Consider the following 15,555-nt stretch of genomic DNA (forward strand, 5'->3'; position numbering starts at 1 on the left):
GACAATAAGCCCCGCGAGAGAATTTGCGGGGCTTCCTGTACCCTTCTTATTTCAGGGTAACAAACTCTTCAGCACTGGTCGGATGCAGAGCCACAGTCGAATCTAAGTCAGCTTTAGTTGCCCCCATCTTCAAAGCAACGGCAAAGCCTTGTAATATCTCGTCCATACCTTCACCAATACCGTGAATGCCGACCACTTTTTCTTCTTTGCCGTGGCATACCAGCTTAAAATAACTAAGAGCTCGGTGCGGGGTAACGGCGTTGTACATGGCCGCGAACGATGACTTATACACGGTAATGTTGTCTTCGCCGAATTTGAGCTTAGCGTCTTCCTCGCTCAGACCAACGGTACCAATGGTCGGGTGGCTGAATACAACGGTCGGAATGTTTTCAAAGTCCATGTGCGCGTTTGGCATGTTGTTAAACAAACGCTCCGCCAGTAAGCGTCCTGCTTTTATAGCAACCGGTGTAAGTGCTGCGGCACCAGTATTATCGCCTACAGCGTAAATACCTTGTACGTTGGTATTCTGGAATTTATCGACGTTAATAAAGCCTTCGCTATCCAGTTCTACACCGGTGCATTCCAGGTTAATTTTATCGGTGGATGGTACGCGGCCTATAGCCCAGACTAAGCAGTCGAAGCCGTCCATTGTCTGACCACCTTCAAAGTGCAGGGTTAATGTGCCGTCATCTTGTTTAACCACTTCGCGAACGGTGGTTTCTGTATGAAGTTCAGGGCCGTCCTGTTTCATGCGCTCCAGCAAACCATCGGTAATATCTTTATCAAAGGTACGCAACGGACGATCACGTCGCACCATTAAGTGCGTGTCAGTGCCTAATGCATGGAAGACACCGGCAATTTCAACGGCAATATAACCGGCTCCAATAACGGCTGCCTTTTTAGGCTGTTCCGTCAGGGCAAAGAAGCCGTCAGAGTCTATACCATGCTCAGCACCGGGAACTTCGGGGATCATGGGGCGCCCGCCGGTGGCAATGGTAATATGGTCAGCGGTAATCTTTTCTCCGTGAACCTCTACTGTTTTGTGGTCAACGAATTTCGCAAAGCCTTCTATAAACTCAACGCCATTGCCTTGAAAGCCGCGATGGTAACCACCGTGAATGCGTTCAATATAGGCTTCGCGGTTTTTAACCATAGTTGCCCAGTCAAAAGCTTTTTGTTCAAGCTCAAAGCCGTATGACGGCGAGTATTTTATGGCTTCAGCAATATGAGCGCCGTACCACATGACTTTCTTGGGAACACAGCCCACGTTTACGCAGGTGCCGCCAACGTGTTTCGCTTCAATAACGGCGGCTTTCGCGCCACGTATCGCTGCGCGGTTGGCTGAGGCTATGCCGCCACTACCTGCGCCTATCGCAAGATAGTCATAATGTCTGGTCATATTGCTTAACTCCTGTACTTAATTCAAAAACTGCGGATATCTTGAATAAAAACCCCGTATCTTGCAAATAAAGACACGGGGTTGTCATGCTTTTTATACCGATAGCGGTAATCGAAAGATCAGTTCATTACTCAGATGACGAACGTTCGCCGGCTGGTAAGTTCTCTTTCACAAACTCGGTCATCATGGTGCGTAAATGAAGGGTTGTACCTTCACCTTCGTAAATACCATGAGAGCGGTTCGGGTAGGCAAAAAACTCAAACTGCTTACCGTGTTTAATGAGCTCATTGACCAGACGCTCGCTGCCCTGAAAGTGAACGTTGTCGTCGCCTGTACCGTGCACTAACAGTAGGTCGCCTTTCAGGTTTTCAGCGTGAATAATGGCAGAGGTTTCTTTATAACGCTCGGCTGACTCAGGCAGTAAGCCGGAGTAACGCTCCTGATAAATAGTGTCGTACAGCGTTAAATCAGGTACCGGTGCCAGCGCCATACCCATGTGGTAACTGTCCGGGTAACGAAATAACGCATTCAACGTTTGTGAACCACCGCCGCTGTGTCCCCAAATGCCTACACGGCTTTCATCAATGAAGTCCCAGCGTTCCAGCATTTGTTGTAGCGCATCGTATTGGTCGCGTACGGTAACAACGCCCAGGTTCTTGTAAATAGAACGGCGCCAGTCAAAGCCGCGTGGTGATTTGGTGCCGCGGTTATCAATAGACGCAACAATATAGCCCTGCTGTGTCAGCATGGTGTGCCATAAATACAGTGACCCGCCCCAGCGGTTAGCCACTGTCTGCCCCCAGGGTTCGCCGTAAACGTAGAACAAAATGGGGTATTCTTTGCTGGGGTCGAAGTCAGTCGGCTTCATAATGTAACCGTCCAGCTCCAACCCGTCACGAGCTTCCACCCGGAAAAATTCAACCGGTTGTTTCTGCACCTGCTCAACCGCTTGCTGTGCTTCTTTATTGTCAACCACGGTACGAATAACTTCATGATCCGGCAGTGAAATCATATTAGTAACCGGAACCTGGTTAACCGAACTAAAGGTATGTTCAGCGTATTTGGCGTCTTGCGAAATGCTGTAACTGTGGGTGCCGTCCATATCCGGAGTCAGACGTTCTAAGCGGCCGCTGCCGTCTAAGCTGGCGCGGAACAGGTAACGCTCCAGAGGTGTTTCTGGTGAGGCAATAAAATAGACCCAGCCGTTTTCTTCGTTTACCCGCAGCACTTCAACCACGTCCCAGTTACCGCGGGTAATAGCGGTGGTTCTGCCTGAGTCGCGTTGCACCCGGTAAATATGGCGGTAACCGCTGCGCTCGCTTAACCAGGTAAACTCGCGGCCATCATTTAAAAAGTGAATGTCGTCGACATACTCAGCCCACGAGTCGGTGCTTTCGCGTAACAGCTCCTGACTACGACCGGTTTCAATATCGCTGATAAAAGCGCGGTTAATATGCTGCTTGCGAGTTAGTTGTTGAATTAACAGTTTTTCGCTGTTGCCAGCCCAGTTCATGCGCACCAAGTAATGCTGGCGAGGATCACCGGGAATATCCATCCATTTTGTCTGGCCGCCACTGGCCGGCATAACGCCAATGCGCATAGCAGCGTTAGTTTCACCCACTTTCGGGTAAGGGAATTCTTTTAACGTTGGGTAGAGTTCGTCGGTGTTGTTGATCATAGTAAATACCGGCGTGCCCTCGGTGTCCAGCTGCCAGTACGCAATATACTGGCCATCGGGGCTCCAGCGGAAACCGTCGCGCAGGAAAAACTCTTCTTCGTTAACCCAGTCGAAGGTACCGTTAACGATAGTATCGCTGCCGTCGCTGGTCAGCGCGCTGACAGTGAAGCTGCTAAGGTCCTGTACATAAATATTGTTCTGCATAACGAACGCGACTTTTGTACCTTGCGGATTAAACTTAGCAAACTGCAAAGTCGACTCTGGCGCATTACCACCCAGTTGGCGTAATTCGTTGTTGTTGCGGTTCAGCACCCAGTAATCGCCCAGAGTATGGGTGCGCCACGAACGCTTGGTATTGGTGAAAATAAGTACTTTGTCGCCATCGTCTGACCAGACGTAATCGGCAATATCCAGTGCTTTGCTTTTACCTTGCGGAGTTAGCTGTTTCGCGCTGACTAAAACCGTGCGCTCGTTGGTTTCCGGGTGGTAACGAACAATATCGCGACCATCGGCTGAGTTGGACTGCTCTAAAGTTGTATATCCTGAACCGTCTTCCAGCCAGCGGGTTGGGGCCGGGCGGTCAATACTGAAGGTATCAGTGGCGAAAATTTTCTCCGCTGTCAGTTGGCTAACGCCTGTTACTTCAGCTTCGCCGGAGTCCTCAGTGGATTGTCCACCCAGGTTACTACAGGCACTTAAGGTGATAATGGCCGTTAATCCGGCCAATAAGCGTAAAGATCGAAAAGAGGTGTCAGACATGACATTTACCTTTATTCTGATTTATTAACGAACTGATAATACCGCAAAAAACGCAGGAAACCACATAAGCGTGGTTGAAGACTAGCGCAAAGCCCCAATATCCATTGTAAGCATTTTGAAAAATTGAGGTAAAAATGAGCCATAACCCGCTATTAGAACAGAGCCATCTTCCGGACTTTGAGCAAATTAAATCCGAACATATTCAACCCGCGGTTGAAGAGTGCATAAAGCATGCTCGAAAAACCATTGATGACGTGCTGGAACGCGGTGATTTTAGCTGGAATGGTTTGATTGAACCTTTGACCGATGCGGATGAAAAGCTTGAGCATGTCTGGGCGCCAGTTTCGCATTTGAACTCGGTAGTAAGCACATCAGAACTGCGTGAAGCGCATGACAGCTGCCTGCCATTGTTGTCGGACTACGCAACCTATGTAGGACAGCACAAAGGCTTGTTTGACGCTTATCATTCACTGCGTGAAAGTGACGAGTTCGACAGTTTGACCGAAGCTCAGCAAAAACTCATTAACGACACCTTACGTGACTTCCGTTTGTCGGGTGTGGATTTACCCGAAGACAAAAAGAAACGTTATGCTGAAATTTCATCGCGGCTGTCTGACTTGTCTTCTACCTTCAGCAACAACTTGCTGGATGCCACCCACGCATGGACTTGCCTGATTACCGATGAAAGCCGCCTGGCTGGCTTGCCGGAAAGCATTAAAGAAGCTGCAAAAGAAACCGCTGCAGACCGGGAAAAAGAAGGCTGGTTGTTCACTTTAGATATTCCAAGTTATCTGCCGGTAATGCTGTACGCCGAAGACCGGGAACTGCGCAAAGAAATGTATCAGGCTTTTGTGACCCGCGCGTCGGAAACCGGGCCTAATGGCGGGGAGTTCGATAACTCTGAGGTTATGAACGAAACTCTGGCTTTGCGTCATGAAATGTCGGAGCTGTTAGGTTTTAACGACTTTGCTGAAATGTCGCTGGCGACGAAAATGGCCGAGTCACCGGAGCAGGTGTTAGATTTTGTCCAGGACCTTGCCAACAAGTCTAAAGCACAGGCGAAAGCCGAGTATGCTGAAATTGAAACCTTTGCTGCAGCGCAAGGCGTGGAGAAAATGGAAGCCTGGGATGTCCCTTACTTTAGTGAGCAGTTAAAGCAGCAGCGTTATTCTATTTCTGACGAATTATTACGTCCGTACTTTCCTGAGCAACAAGTGCTAAACGGTTTGTTTGAGGTGGTCAAGCGGTTGTTTGGCATGACGGTTAGCGAGCAAAAAGACGTAAAAACCTGGCATGAGAATGTGCGCTTCTTTCGTATTAACGACGCCGACGGTCATTTGCGGGGTAGCTTCTATCTGGATCTCTACGCGCGCTCAGGTAAGCGCGGTGGCGCCTGGATGGCTGACTTTGTCGGCCGCCGAGTACATTCCGACGGCGAGCTACAAAACCCGGTAGCCTTTTTAACCTGTAATTTTAGTAAGCCGGTGGGTGGTAAACCTGCACTCTTTACTCACGATGAAGTACTGACGTTATTCCATGAATTTGGTCATGGCTTGCACCACATGTTAACTCAGGTCGATACCGCTGGTTTGTCTGGTATTAACGGTGTTGAATGGGACGCTGTTGAGCTGCCCAGTCAGTTTTTGGAAAATTGGTGCTGGGAACCGGAAGCTTTGGCATTAATATCCGGACACTATGAAACCGGTGAGCCGCTGCCTAAGGAGCTGCTGGAAAAAATGCTGGCTGCGCGTAATTACCAGTCGGCTATGCAAATGATGCGACAGTTGGAATTCTCGCTGTTTGATATGCGCATTCACCACGAATTTGATAAAAAAACAGGTGCACGAATTAGCGAAATTCTGGATGAAGTGCGTCAGCAAACCTCAGTACGTATTCCACCGGAGTACAATCGCTTTCAGCACAGCTTTGGTCATATCTTTGCTGGTGGTTATGCGGCAGGTTATTACAGTTACAAGTGGGCGGAAGTATTGTCGTCTGATGCATTTGCACGCTTTGAAGAAGAAGGCATATTCAACGCCACAACCGGGCGCGACTTTTTACATGTGATTCTGGAACGTGGTGGCAGCCGTAAAGCCGCAGATTTATTCCAGGAATTTCGTGGTCGCGAACCGAATGCCGAAGCTTTGTTACGTCATAGCGGCATAGCTGCCTGATGCTATTGCATCAGGCCGCGGTAGCCAGGACCAGGTTAACGAGACCAATTAAACCAAAGACGAATAGAATGGTAAGAATAACGCCAATGATGATGTAGGCTTTCGGGCTACCATGCTGGAAGTCTCGTTGGCGGTTTTTTTCTGTTTGCACACCCAAAAATGCCGCCAACACACTCATAACCATACTAAAAATTCCTGGTTTAGAGGTTTTATTTTCGGTAGATTCAGACATTAATCAGTGTATTCGTTTTGATAATGTTTTTTGTTGCTGTCGCTTGAACTCGAGATTAACTCAATCAAGTCGAAGAAGTGAAATTGTACGGACCGGCTGTTGCCTTTTAACCAGCTAAACCATGTCACTTGCTCGGCAGCTAACTGACACTCAACAGAGGTGTTACTGGGTTCTATTTCAGTGACAAGCTGCTGGCAGCGCTGAGTGGGGTTTTGCTGAGCAACGAGCGAGGAAGGACTCACGATAGCAAGCGCAGTAAACGCAGCTAATGCTAGTGATGTTATTATTGTTAGTAATCGCATGAAAGTCCCTCTCAAGTCTTGATTGACTAATTTATCAGCGATTTTGTAAAAATTCTAGTCATCATTGCGAATTTTTTTGTCATGGGTTAACTGCTACAATAAGCATCATTTTGAAATAGGTCAGGAAAACGAACAATGAAACCACTAATTGCACCGTCGATACTGTCCGCGGACTTCGCGCGGTTAGGTGAGGAAGTTGACGCGGTATTGAACGCTGGTGCCGATGTCGTGCATTTTGACGTAATGGATAACCACTACGTGCCTAACCTGACGATAGGTCCTATGGTATGCAAAGCGTTACGTGATTACGGAATTGAAGCGCCAATTGACGTGCATTTAATGGTTAAGCCTGTTGACCGTATTATTCCAGACTTTGCCGAAGCCGGGGCTTCTATCATTACTTTCCACCCGGAAGCATCCGACCATGTTGACCGGACTTTACAGCTTATTCACGAACAGGGTTGCCAGGCGGGTTTAGTGTTAAACCCTGCAACACCGCTGCATTACCTTGATCATGTTATGGACAAAGTGGATGTCATTTTACTGATGTCGGTTAACCCAGGTTTTGGTGGACAGTCTTTTATTCCGTCAACGCTTGATAAGCTCAGAGCGGTGCGTAAACGAATTAAAGCAAGTGGCCGCGACATACGCCTGGAAGTGGATGGTGGTGTTAAGGTTTCAAATATTGGTGAAATTGCAGAAGCTGGCGCGGACATGTTCGTTGCTGGTTCAGCTATTTTTAATGCGGATGATTACGCCAGTGTCATCCGGACAATGCGCGATGAAATCGCTGCGGTAACAGGTTCTTAGAGGAAACAGTAATGTCGAAACCAATTGTGTTAAGTGGTTGTCAGCCGTCGGGACAGTTGTCTATTGGTAATTATATTGGCGCATTACGTCAGTGGGTTAAGATGCAGGACACTCACGATTGTAAGTTTATGCTGGTTGATCAGCACGCCATTACTGTACGCCAGGACGCCGAGAAACTGCAGCAAGCAACTCTTGATGGACTGGCTTTGTACCTGGCTTGTGGCCTTGACCCGGCAAAAAGTACGGTGTTTATTCAGTCGCACGTGCCGGAACATTCTCAATTAGCCTGGGTGCTTAACTGCTACACGCAAATGGGCGAGCTAAACCGCATGACGCAGTTTAAGGATAAGTCTCAGCGTCACGCTAGTAATATTAATGCGGGTTTGTTCACTTATCCGGCGCTAATGGCGGCAGACATTCTGTTGTACCAGGCGAATGAAGTGCCGGTGGGAGATGACCAGAAGCAGCACCTGGAAATGACGCGTAATGTTGCTGAACGTTTTAATAACTTGTATGGCGATATTTTTACGATTCCGGAACCAATGATTCCAAAAGTCGGGGCGCGGGTGATGTCACTGCAGGAACCGACTAAGAAAATGTCAAAGTCGGACGATAATCCAAATAATTTTGTCGGCTTGCTGGAAGAGCCGAAGAAGATTCTGAAGAAAATTAAGAAAGCCGTTACCGACTCTGATGAGCAGGCGCGCATTTACTTTAATCAGGAAGAAAAGCCGGGCGTCTCGAATTTGCTTAGCATTATGTCAGCTGCCACAGGTAAGTCGATAGACGAGCTGGTACCTGAGTACGAAGACAAAATGTACGGGCATCTAAAGGTGGATGTGGCGGAATCTGTGGTGGCCATGCTGGAACCGATACAGCAGCGGTATCACGAAATGCGTAATGACCAGGCATTTTTGCAGCAGGTCATGAAACAAGGCGCTGATAAGGCACGTGAAGCTTCAGCAAAAACTTTGTCAGATGTTTATAAAGCGGTAGGTTTTGTACCTTACCCGGGATAAATTTAACTATGGCAGATAAATCTCCGGAACAGCGTGAAAAGGAGTTGCTAACCAGTGTTGAAACTATGGCAAACATTGGCAGCTTTTGGTATGAACCCGCGTCCGGAGACTTATACTGGAGCCCTCAGTTAAGAGAAATTCATGGTGTAGCCCAGGATGAACCCATTACCTATGAACAGGCAATGGCGTTTCACCTTCCTGAATACCGTGAAAATATTGAACATCTGGTCGAGCAAAGCTTTCAAAATCATCATAGCTGGTCAGCAGAAAGTTGTCTTAAAGACAGAAGCGGAATAATTCACTGGGTTGCTATTACGGGCATTACCCGAACGCTGAAAAATGGTGACATGGCACTATTTGGTGCAATTCAGGATATTACGATTAAAAAGTACCGTTTGCAGCAGTTACAAGAGCAAGCCAATACCTTACGCAGCACACTGGACAACTTACTGGATGCGGTTATTACCATCGACAGTAACGGCATTATTATTAATTTTAGTGCGCCGGCTGAGCGCATGTTCGGTTACAGTTCCGCTGAAGTGAAAGGTAAAAATGTCAGCGTGTTAATGCCTGAACCCTATGCCCGTGAACATGACCGTTATATTAGTGCTTATCAAAAAACAGGCCGCGCACGCATTATTGGTATTGGCCGCGAAGTTCAGGCTAAGCGCAAAACCGGAGAAGTATTTCCTATCGATTTGGCGGTAACCGAGATAACGCATTCTGGTGAAACGCAATATGTCGGCATTATACGGGATATTACCGAGCAAAAAGAAAATGCCCGTAAGCTGGAATATTTAGCAAACTTCGATGAGCAAACGGGGTTGCCAAATCGCCACCGTTTTCTTGATCTGGTTGAGAAACGTATTGAAAGCCAATTACCTATTGCCGTCGCAGCCGTTAATATTGACTACTTTAACCGCGTTAATACGATTCACGGACACGAGGAAGGTGACCGTGTTATTCAGTTAATTGCACAGCGACTGAGAAAAACTATTCGTGATTCGGGCTGGATAGCGAGAGATCTTGGTGACAGATTTTGGGTGGGGGTTATGCAGGACTCCACCGAGACCAGTCTGGCGATTATTGATGAGCTTCATGGCGCACTGCGCGAGCCTTTTAAAACGGCGTTCCAGACGCATTACCTCACTGCAAGTGTTGGTGTCAGTTTGAGTGGAGGCAATGAGAACGCGTCCGGACTGCTGTCACAAGCCGATACGGCAACGTCTAATGCACGGCATAGTGGCCGGGATAAAGTTGCGGTATACAGAGCAGAAATATCTAATTCAGTTGTAACCGATGCCAAAACCGAAGTGGCCTTACGAGCGGCTTTGGGTAAAGGGCAGTTCGAATGTTGGTTGCAGTCTAAAGTGGATACCAACGGTGTTGTTCGTGGTGCAGAGGCTCTAATGCGTTGGCGCAATGAAGGCGGGGAGATCATTCCTCCAGATCAATTTATCCCGATTGCGGAGCGTTTTAAGCTGATTATTCCTATGGCTAAAGAATTGCTGAGTCAGGTCGCTTTCGTTGTGCGGCAGCTTAGCGATAAAGGGCTTAACGATCGCATAGCTGTGAATGTCAGTCCGATTGAGTTTTTACAAGACGATTATGTCGAGACGGTACAGAAAATATTTACCGAACAGGATGCGCCGCTGAATCAACTGACCATTGAAATTACCGAAAACTTATTGTTGGCTGACCCTGAAATAGTTGAGCAAACAATGTCGCGGCTTGCCGAGCTCGGCGTCGTATTTTCTATTGATGACTTTGGTACCGGGTATTCTAATTTCATGCGCATTCAGCAACTGCCAATAGGCGAGCTAAAGATAGACCGGGAGTTTGTTCAACTGGCGGAAGTGAATGACAAACACATGGGGCTGCTGTTGGCTATGCTGAATATGACTAAATCTCTATTGGTTTCTTCGGTAGCAGAAGGCGTAGAAACTGAAGCTCAGGTTAAATTGCTGAAAGAAAATGGTGCTGATTTATTGCAGGGATTCTATTTTGCCCGGCCAGTCCATTTTAAAGACTGGCTAAGCGAGCGGCTGTCCTAGCAGTATGATTGTTTTAATTGATAACTTTGACTCATTTACCCACAATCTGGCACGCTACTTTCGGGAATTAGGCGAAGACGTTAGTGTTTTCAGGAATAATGAATTAACTCTTACCGACATAGAACAGTTAGCACCGCAAGCGCTTGTTATATCACCTGGCCCCTGTACTCCCGACGAGGCGGGAATATCTCTGGCTGCTATTGAGCACTTTCAGGCTAAGCTGCCAATATTAGGTGTGTGTCTTGGTCATCAGGCATTGTCGCAGGTTTTTGGTGCAGATGTCATCCGGGCAGAAAAAGTTATGCACGGAAAAACCAGTGTAATTAAACACTCCGGCGAGGGACTATTCCGACAGCTAAATAACCCTTTAGAAGTGACCCGCTACCATTCCCTGATTGTTTCTCCTGAAAGCTTATCAACAGATTTTGTCATTGATGCCGATACAGAAACCGAAAAAGGCCAGCGCGAGATTATGGCAATAAGGCACCGGCATTTGCCGCTGTTTGGTGTTCAGTTTCATCCTGAGTCTGTTATGACAGCTCAAGGACATAATCTGTTAGCGAATTTTTTACGTTATATACGATAATCAGTAAGTAGTATTTTCTCTGCTTATTCAACATAATACTGCCGCAGTTCAGCTAATACCGAGGTAACATGTTCCACTTTTTTGCGGGTACCACAGAAGGCGGTAGTAACGATCCCGCTTTGCGCTTAGAAAAACGCTTTATCAACTATCTGATAAGCTTCCCGTTTGCGCGTAAAACTCGCTCAAAAGAAGATGGTACCGACGACGAAGAGCATGAACAGCGACGTAAGCTTTTAGAAGTGGAGCGTTTGAATTACGAAGAGCGCGATCGCAAAGCGCAGGCGCGTCAACGTTACGCCGATCGTATTTCTGATGAATTGCATGAAGAGATTTATCATCGTGCGTTGAAAACCATCGAAGATGGTGACTACATACGCGAGCGCTTGATCCCACTACCTGAAAAGCTACCTGAATTGCTCGATACGCTTAGCATGAAAGCCGCTTCTATGCGCCGGATTGAGTCCGTTGTGCAAGGTATGGACTGGTTTCATACGGGGTTAATCCGTACGGTCAATCAACCACCGTTTATTGATCGGAATAAGCAGATGAAAATTGATAACCTTCGGGTGGCCATGAGTTTTGTTGGCACAGAAAACCTACGCCTGCTGGCTCCTGCTTATATTATGCAAAACTGGCTGCCGCCGGCCACGCAACCGTTCACTTTATTCCGTCGGAAAATTTGGGAGCATTCGCTGGGTACGGCTATTGCTGCGCACAATATTGCGGTAGAGCGTAACCTGCGAGATCCGGTTTTAGCCTATACCATTGGTATGTTCCATGAGCTGGGGAAAATAGCCTTAACCAAGCTGTATTTGCGTTTATTTGATGATGTGCAGCGTGAATTCGCTATGCAAAGCGTTAACGATAAGTCACCAGAGCGCCACAATACTATTGTCACCTTGACTCCGGATGAGCGCTTTCTGCGCGATTTAATGCTGGAAAAGGATAAAGACGTAAGTTACCTGGTTGCTGAAGGCTGGGGGTTAAAGCGTGTTCCGGTAAGCAAACACTTATTGGCTTTTACGCAAAGCAAAACGAAAGACAAAGGCTATGACTCTGAATACGCGGAAGCCTTAGCTCAGGCCAATGCTTATTGCGAATTCAGAATGCTGCGCGAAGTGGACCTTGCCAGCCTGGAAGAGGGTAAACACCTGCTAAACAAGCATTCAATAACGTCAGAAACTGTTGCTCGCTTGCACAATGTGAGCTTAAAACGCCCGCCAATTGTCGTGCCGGAATAGAGAGGTCAGCACTCAAACTCGGTGTCGATTAATAAATGCTCGAACACTTTACCGATATGCGCTTCCTCGTCAGTGAAGCGCACGCCAACACTTATCATTCCATGCTCTTTGCGCTGATTCATAATTTGACCTGAAAGAGTCAGAGGCTCTTTCTGAGAACCCGAGCCAATACTGATTTTTATATTCATATGAGTGACATTACCTGTCTGGTTCTGCGCCTTAAACACAATTCGACACCCGGCAGAAGAGATATCGACGATAACACCACTGGCCAATTTCTTTTTAGTGTTAGTCTGGCTGCCGTCAGCAGTAACATCGACTGGAATGTGTGTTCGAACCCTCCGCTGTGCGCGTAGTGCGCGATTCTCAATTTCTTTCGGATAATCCAGATACAGCAACCTGAACGGGATATTTGAGACGGCCCGGATCTTTGTTTTAAACGCCAGGCATTCACCCGCTTCTCCCTCTAAAACCAAGCGAACAATAACCGGGTTGCCTTCATATAACACATCGGCATAGCTGCCGTCAGTGCGTGGATTCGGCTGTTTTAACAATAAATAGTTACCGGTATCAAAGCCCACAACCTGAAGCTTGGTGCGCACCTTGGTCGCCGAAGAAAACTCAACATCAATTACGTCGCCCGGACGTAAGTAGGTAAGCTTTAACTGTGGTTGAGATGAGGCGTTCAGGGGCGGAGTCTGATTTTCCATAACGTCTTCTGTTGCCGAACATTTATTCAATAAGTCAGGCTAAATTAACACCAGTTAAAGATCAATGTAATTCTGCGTACTTAAATGTTAATTCGGAGAAAACATTTTCGTGACCTAAAAAATAATGACTAAAGATTCATGGTTTCAGTATGCATTAGCATAACTATTCGTATCTTATGCAAGAAAAGCGTAAACCCTCGGGATTAGGGATTTATAACCGAATTATCACAGACAAACTGCACAAATTTTGGCATAATAGCCGGCTACTTTTAGAGATGAATTTGTTGACACCTTTGTTAACTCGCTAAGGCGATAAGGACGAGAGTAATGACAGACAATAAGACAGTAAACCGTGAAATGTTTAATGATGTAATGGTTCCAAACTACAACCCGGCATCGATGATTCCAGTTAAAGGAGAAGGTGCTCGTGTTTGGGATCAAGAAGGTCGTGAGTATGTCGACTTTGCCGGTGGTATCGCTGTGAACTGTCTTGGTCATTGCCACCCAGCGATGGTGTCAGCCCTACAGGAACAGAGCCAGAAGTTGTGGCATCTAAGTAATGTTTTTACCAACGAACCGGCAATTCGTCTGGCGAAGAAATTAACCGAAGCCACCTTTGCTGATCGCGTTTACTACGCTAACTCAGGTGCTGAAGCCAACGAAGCGGCATTAAAGTTGGCGCGTCGCTGGGCAATTGAAAAGCACGGTGAGCATAAGCAACAAATTATTGCTTTTACCAAAGGTTTCCACGGACGCACCTTCTTTACCGTAACCGTGGGTGGCCAGCCAGCCTACTCTGACGGTTTTGGTCCAAAACCTGGTGCTATTGAGCATGTGGATTACAACAACATCGACGCGCTTAAGGAACTGATTTCCGACAAAACTTGCGCGGTAATGATGGAGCCATTGCAAGGTGAAGGCGGCGTAGTAAGCCCTGACGTGGAATTCGTGAAGGCGGTACGTGAACTGTGTAATGAAAACGACGCGTTATTGATTTTTGATGAAGTACAAACAGGCTTTGGCCGTACCGGTAGCCTCTATGCTTATGAACAGCTGGGCGTAACGCCGGATATTCTGACTTCAGCCAAGGCTTTAGGCGGTGGTTTCCCTATTGGCGCTATGCTGACAACAACGGAAATTGCTGAGCATCTTAAACCTGGTACTCACGGTAGTACTTACGGCGGTAACCCACTGGCATGTGCTGTATCAGAAGCGGTACTTGATGTTGTGAATACGAAAGAAACGCTGGACGGCGTGAAGCAACGTGAGCAGTGGTTCAAAGAGCAACTGGCCGCAATTAACGAAAAATATAACGTGTTCAGCGAAATTCGAGGTCAGGGCTTATTACTTGGCGCGGCAATGAATAAAGAGTACGAAGGGCGTGCGCGCGACTTCTTGCTGGCCGGTCAGGAGCATGGCGTGATGGTACTGATTGCCGGTGCTAATGTGGTGCGTTTTACCCCGTCACTGGTTATTTCTGAAGAAGACATTAAAGAAGGCCTGCAGCGCTTTGAAAAAGCTGTTGCTCAGGTCGTCGGTCAATAACTGAGGCTGTTTTATGTTGCTAATCAGACCCATTAAGCCGTCAGATTACGAAGCGTTATATCAGTGCGCGATTGAATCCGGTCATGGTTTTACTTCCTTACCGGTAGACCAGTCGCTGCTGGAGCGCCGCATTAATGCGGCGCAAAAAGCATTCGCTAAAGACACCGTTGAAACACCGGGCGATGAAAGCTACCTGTTTGTTATGGAAGATACCGAAACCGGTACTATTGCAGGTGTCAGTGGTATTGAAGCTGCGGTGGGTTTGAATGAAGCCTTCTGGCATTACCGTTTGGGTAAAGTTGTGCATCATTCAGAAAAGCTTAATATTTATAATGCGCTGGAAACCTTAACCTTGTGTAATGACTACACAGGTGTTTCTGAGCTATGCACTCTATTTTTGCGTGAACCCTACCGGCACAATATGAACGGACGTACTTTATCTCGTTTCCGTATGCTGTTTTTAGCGCAGTTTAAACAGCGTTTCAGCGACTGGGTAATAGCCGAAATGCGCGGTGTTTCAGATGAAAATGGGGATTCGCCATTCTGGAACTGGCTGGAAGAGAACTTTTTCTCGATGGACTTTCCTAAAGCCGATTACTTAAGCGGCATTGGTGATAAAGTCTTTATTTCTGAATTGATGCCACGCTTCCCTATTTATACCAACTTGTTGAGTAAGGAAGCGCAGGCGGTTGTCGGTAAAGTTCACGACAATACCCGCCCGGCACTGAAATTGCTGGAGTCGGAAGGTTTCCGGTTCAGAGGCTTCGTCGATATATTTGACGCAGGGCCAACGGTTGAAGCCGAAGTGTGTAATCTTAATAGTGTCCGTAACAGTCGTTTAGTGACGGTAACTGTCAGCGGATCTACAGCGGAAGATGAAGGTATTCCTCATATTGTCTGCAACACGCAACTGAAGAACTTCCGCGCAACCAAACTGTCTTTACCAGCAGGTGCAGACGAACTCATATTGACGACAGAACAAGCCCAGGCAATGCATTTAGAAAGCGGCGATGAAGCCCGCATTGTTGCACTCTAAGCAGGAGTAT

Annotated in this window: 13 protein-coding genes; 8 read left to right on the top strand and 5 right to left on the bottom strand. The window is 47.3% G+C overall.

Annotation, left to right across the window (positions count from 1 at the left end; genetic code table 11):
- Window positions 1-46: 46 nt before the first annotated feature.
- A complete protein-coding gene (gene gorA / locus DET62_RS07225; protein WP_110013410.1) occupies window positions 47-1,399 on the bottom strand; it encodes a glutathione-disulfide reductase in 1,353 nt (450 codons plus the stop codon).
- 127 nt (window positions 1,400-1,526) lie between these two features.
- Complete coding sequence (locus tag DET62_RS07230; RefSeq protein ID WP_110013409.1) at window positions 1,527-3,836, bottom strand: S9 family peptidase; 2,310 nt, start codon at window positions 3,834-3,836, stop codon at window positions 1,527-1,529.
- Window positions 3,837-3,970: 134 nt separating this feature from the next.
- Here DET62_RS07230 and prlC point away from each other — a divergent pair, with 134 nt between their 5' ends.
- Window positions 3,971-6,010 carry an oligopeptidase A gene (prlC, locus tag DET62_RS07235; RefSeq protein ID WP_110013408.1) on the top strand — a complete coding sequence of 680 codons (2,040 nt, stop codon included), beginning with the start codon at window positions 3,971-3,973 and terminating at the stop codon, window positions 6,008-6,010.
- A gap of 10 nt (window positions 6,011-6,020) precedes the next feature.
- On the opposite strand, the gene DET62_RS07240 is transcribed toward prlC, so the two are convergent.
- Both DET62_RS07240 and DET62_RS07245 read right to left on the bottom strand, forming a co-directional pair.
- Window positions 6,021-6,242: a DUF2970 domain-containing protein gene (locus DET62_RS07240; protein ID WP_110013407.1), complete on the bottom strand. Its 222-nt coding sequence runs from the start codon at window positions 6,240-6,242 to the stop codon at window positions 6,021-6,023.
- Entirely contained in the window at window positions 6,242-6,544 is a 303-nt protein-coding gene (locus DET62_RS07245) for a hypothetical protein (protein WP_110013406.1), read from the bottom strand. Before DET62_RS07245 ends, DET62_RS07240 begins: the two co-directional genes overlap by 1 nt.
- Window positions 6,545-6,679: 135 nt before the next feature.
- Here DET62_RS07245 and rpe point away from each other — a divergent pair, with 135 nt between their 5' ends.
- The 5 genes from rpe (at window position 6,680) to DET62_RS07270 (ending at window position 12,254) form a co-directional block, all read left to right on the top strand.
- On the top strand, window positions 6,680-7,354 hold the full coding sequence (gene rpe / locus DET62_RS07250) for a ribulose-phosphate 3-epimerase (protein ID WP_011235550.1): 675 nt from the start codon (window positions 6,680-6,682) through the stop codon (window positions 7,352-7,354).
- A gap of 11 nt (window positions 7,355-7,365) precedes the next feature.
- A complete protein-coding gene (trpS, locus tag DET62_RS07255; RefSeq protein WP_110013405.1) occupies window positions 7,366-8,373 on the top strand; it encodes a tryptophan--tRNA ligase in 1,008 nt (335 codons plus the stop codon).
- 8 nt (window positions 8,374-8,381) lie between these two features.
- The gene (locus tag DET62_RS07260) at window positions 8,382-10,427 is read left to right on the top strand and encodes a bifunctional diguanylate cyclase/phosphodiesterase (protein WP_110013404.1); all 2,046 of its coding nucleotides are present in this window, start codon (window positions 8,382-8,384) and stop codon (window positions 10,425-10,427) included.
- 4 nt (window positions 10,428-10,431) lie between these two features.
- Window positions 10,432-11,013, top strand: coding sequence for an aminodeoxychorismate/anthranilate synthase component II (locus DET62_RS07265; protein ID WP_110013403.1), 582 nt, complete (start codon window positions 10,432-10,434; stop codon window positions 11,011-11,013).
- A 68-nt stretch (window positions 11,014-11,081) separates the two neighbouring features.
- Window positions 11,082-12,254, top strand: a complete 1,173-nt coding sequence (locus tag DET62_RS07270) for an HDOD domain-containing protein (RefSeq protein ID WP_110013402.1) — start codon at window positions 11,082-11,084, stop codon at window positions 12,252-12,254.
- A gap of 5 nt (window positions 12,255-12,259) precedes the next feature.
- On the opposite strand, the gene DET62_RS07275 is transcribed toward DET62_RS07270, so the two are convergent.
- Window positions 12,260-12,964 carry a flagellar brake protein gene (locus DET62_RS07275; RefSeq protein ID WP_034822618.1) on the bottom strand — a complete coding sequence of 235 codons (705 nt, stop codon included), beginning with the start codon at window positions 12,962-12,964 and terminating at the stop codon, window positions 12,260-12,262.
- Between the two features lie 327 nt (window positions 12,965-13,291).
- Here DET62_RS07275 and DET62_RS07280 point away from each other — a divergent pair, with 327 nt between their 5' ends.
- Together DET62_RS07280 and astA are read left to right on the top strand one after the other, a co-directional pair.
- Window positions 13,292-14,509 (top strand): aspartate aminotransferase family protein, encoded by a 1,218-nt coding sequence (locus DET62_RS07280; RefSeq protein WP_034822616.1) that lies wholly within the window; start codon window positions 13,292-13,294, stop codon window positions 14,507-14,509.
- A 13-nt stretch (window positions 14,510-14,522) separates the two neighbouring features.
- Complete coding sequence (gene astA, locus DET62_RS07285) at window positions 14,523-15,545, top strand: arginine N-succinyltransferase (protein ID WP_110013401.1); 1,023 nt, start codon at window positions 14,523-14,525, stop codon at window positions 15,543-15,545.
- The last annotated feature ends 10 nt before the right edge of the window (window positions 15,546-15,555 follow it).

The organism is Idiomarina sp. H2, assembly GCF_004364275.1.
GTDB lineage: Bacteria > Pseudomonadota > Gammaproteobacteria > Enterobacterales > Alteromonadaceae > Idiomarina > Idiomarina loihiensis.

What these genes read in the sequence shown, in the direction of transcription:
- gorA (WP_110013410.1), bottom strand. Translation starts at nt 1,399, where the DNA reads ATGACCAGACATTATGACTATCTTGCGATAGGCGCAGGTAGTGGCGGC.
- DET62_RS07230 (WP_110013409.1), bottom strand. Translation starts at nt 3,836, where the DNA reads ATGTCTGACACCTCTTTTCGATCTTTACGCTTATTGGCCGGATTAACG.
- prlC (WP_110013408.1), top strand. Translation starts at nt 3,971, where the DNA reads ATGAGCCATAACCCGCTATTAGAACAGAGCCATCTTCCGGACTTTGAG.
- DET62_RS07240 (WP_110013407.1), bottom strand. Translation starts at nt 6,242, where the DNA reads ATGTCTGAATCTACCGAAAATAAAACCTCTAAACCAGGAATTTTTAGT.
- DET62_RS07245 (WP_110013406.1), bottom strand. Translation starts at nt 6,544, where the DNA reads ATGCGATTACTAACAATAATAACATCACTAGCATTAGCTGCGTTTACT.
- rpe (WP_011235550.1), top strand. Translation starts at nt 6,680, where the DNA reads ATGAAACCACTAATTGCACCGTCGATACTGTCCGCGGACTTCGCGCGG.
- trpS (WP_110013405.1), top strand. Translation starts at nt 7,366, where the DNA reads ATGTCGAAACCAATTGTGTTAAGTGGTTGTCAGCCGTCGGGACAGTTG.
- DET62_RS07260 (WP_110013404.1), top strand. Translation starts at nt 8,382, where the DNA reads ATGGCAGATAAATCTCCGGAACAGCGTGAAAAGGAGTTGCTAACCAGT.
- DET62_RS07265 (WP_110013403.1), top strand. Translation starts at nt 10,432, where the DNA reads ATGATTGTTTTAATTGATAACTTTGACTCATTTACCCACAATCTGGCA.
- DET62_RS07270 (WP_110013402.1), top strand. Translation starts at nt 11,082, where the DNA reads ATGTTCCACTTTTTTGCGGGTACCACAGAAGGCGGTAGTAACGATCCC.
- DET62_RS07275 (WP_034822618.1), bottom strand. Translation starts at nt 12,964, where the DNA reads ATGGAAAATCAGACTCCGCCCCTGAACGCCTCATCTCAACCACAGTTA.
- DET62_RS07280 (WP_034822616.1), top strand. Translation starts at nt 13,292, where the DNA reads ATGACAGACAATAAGACAGTAAACCGTGAAATGTTTAATGATGTAATG.
- astA (WP_110013401.1), top strand. Translation starts at nt 14,523, where the DNA reads ATGTTGCTAATCAGACCCATTAAGCCGTCAGATTACGAAGCGTTATAT.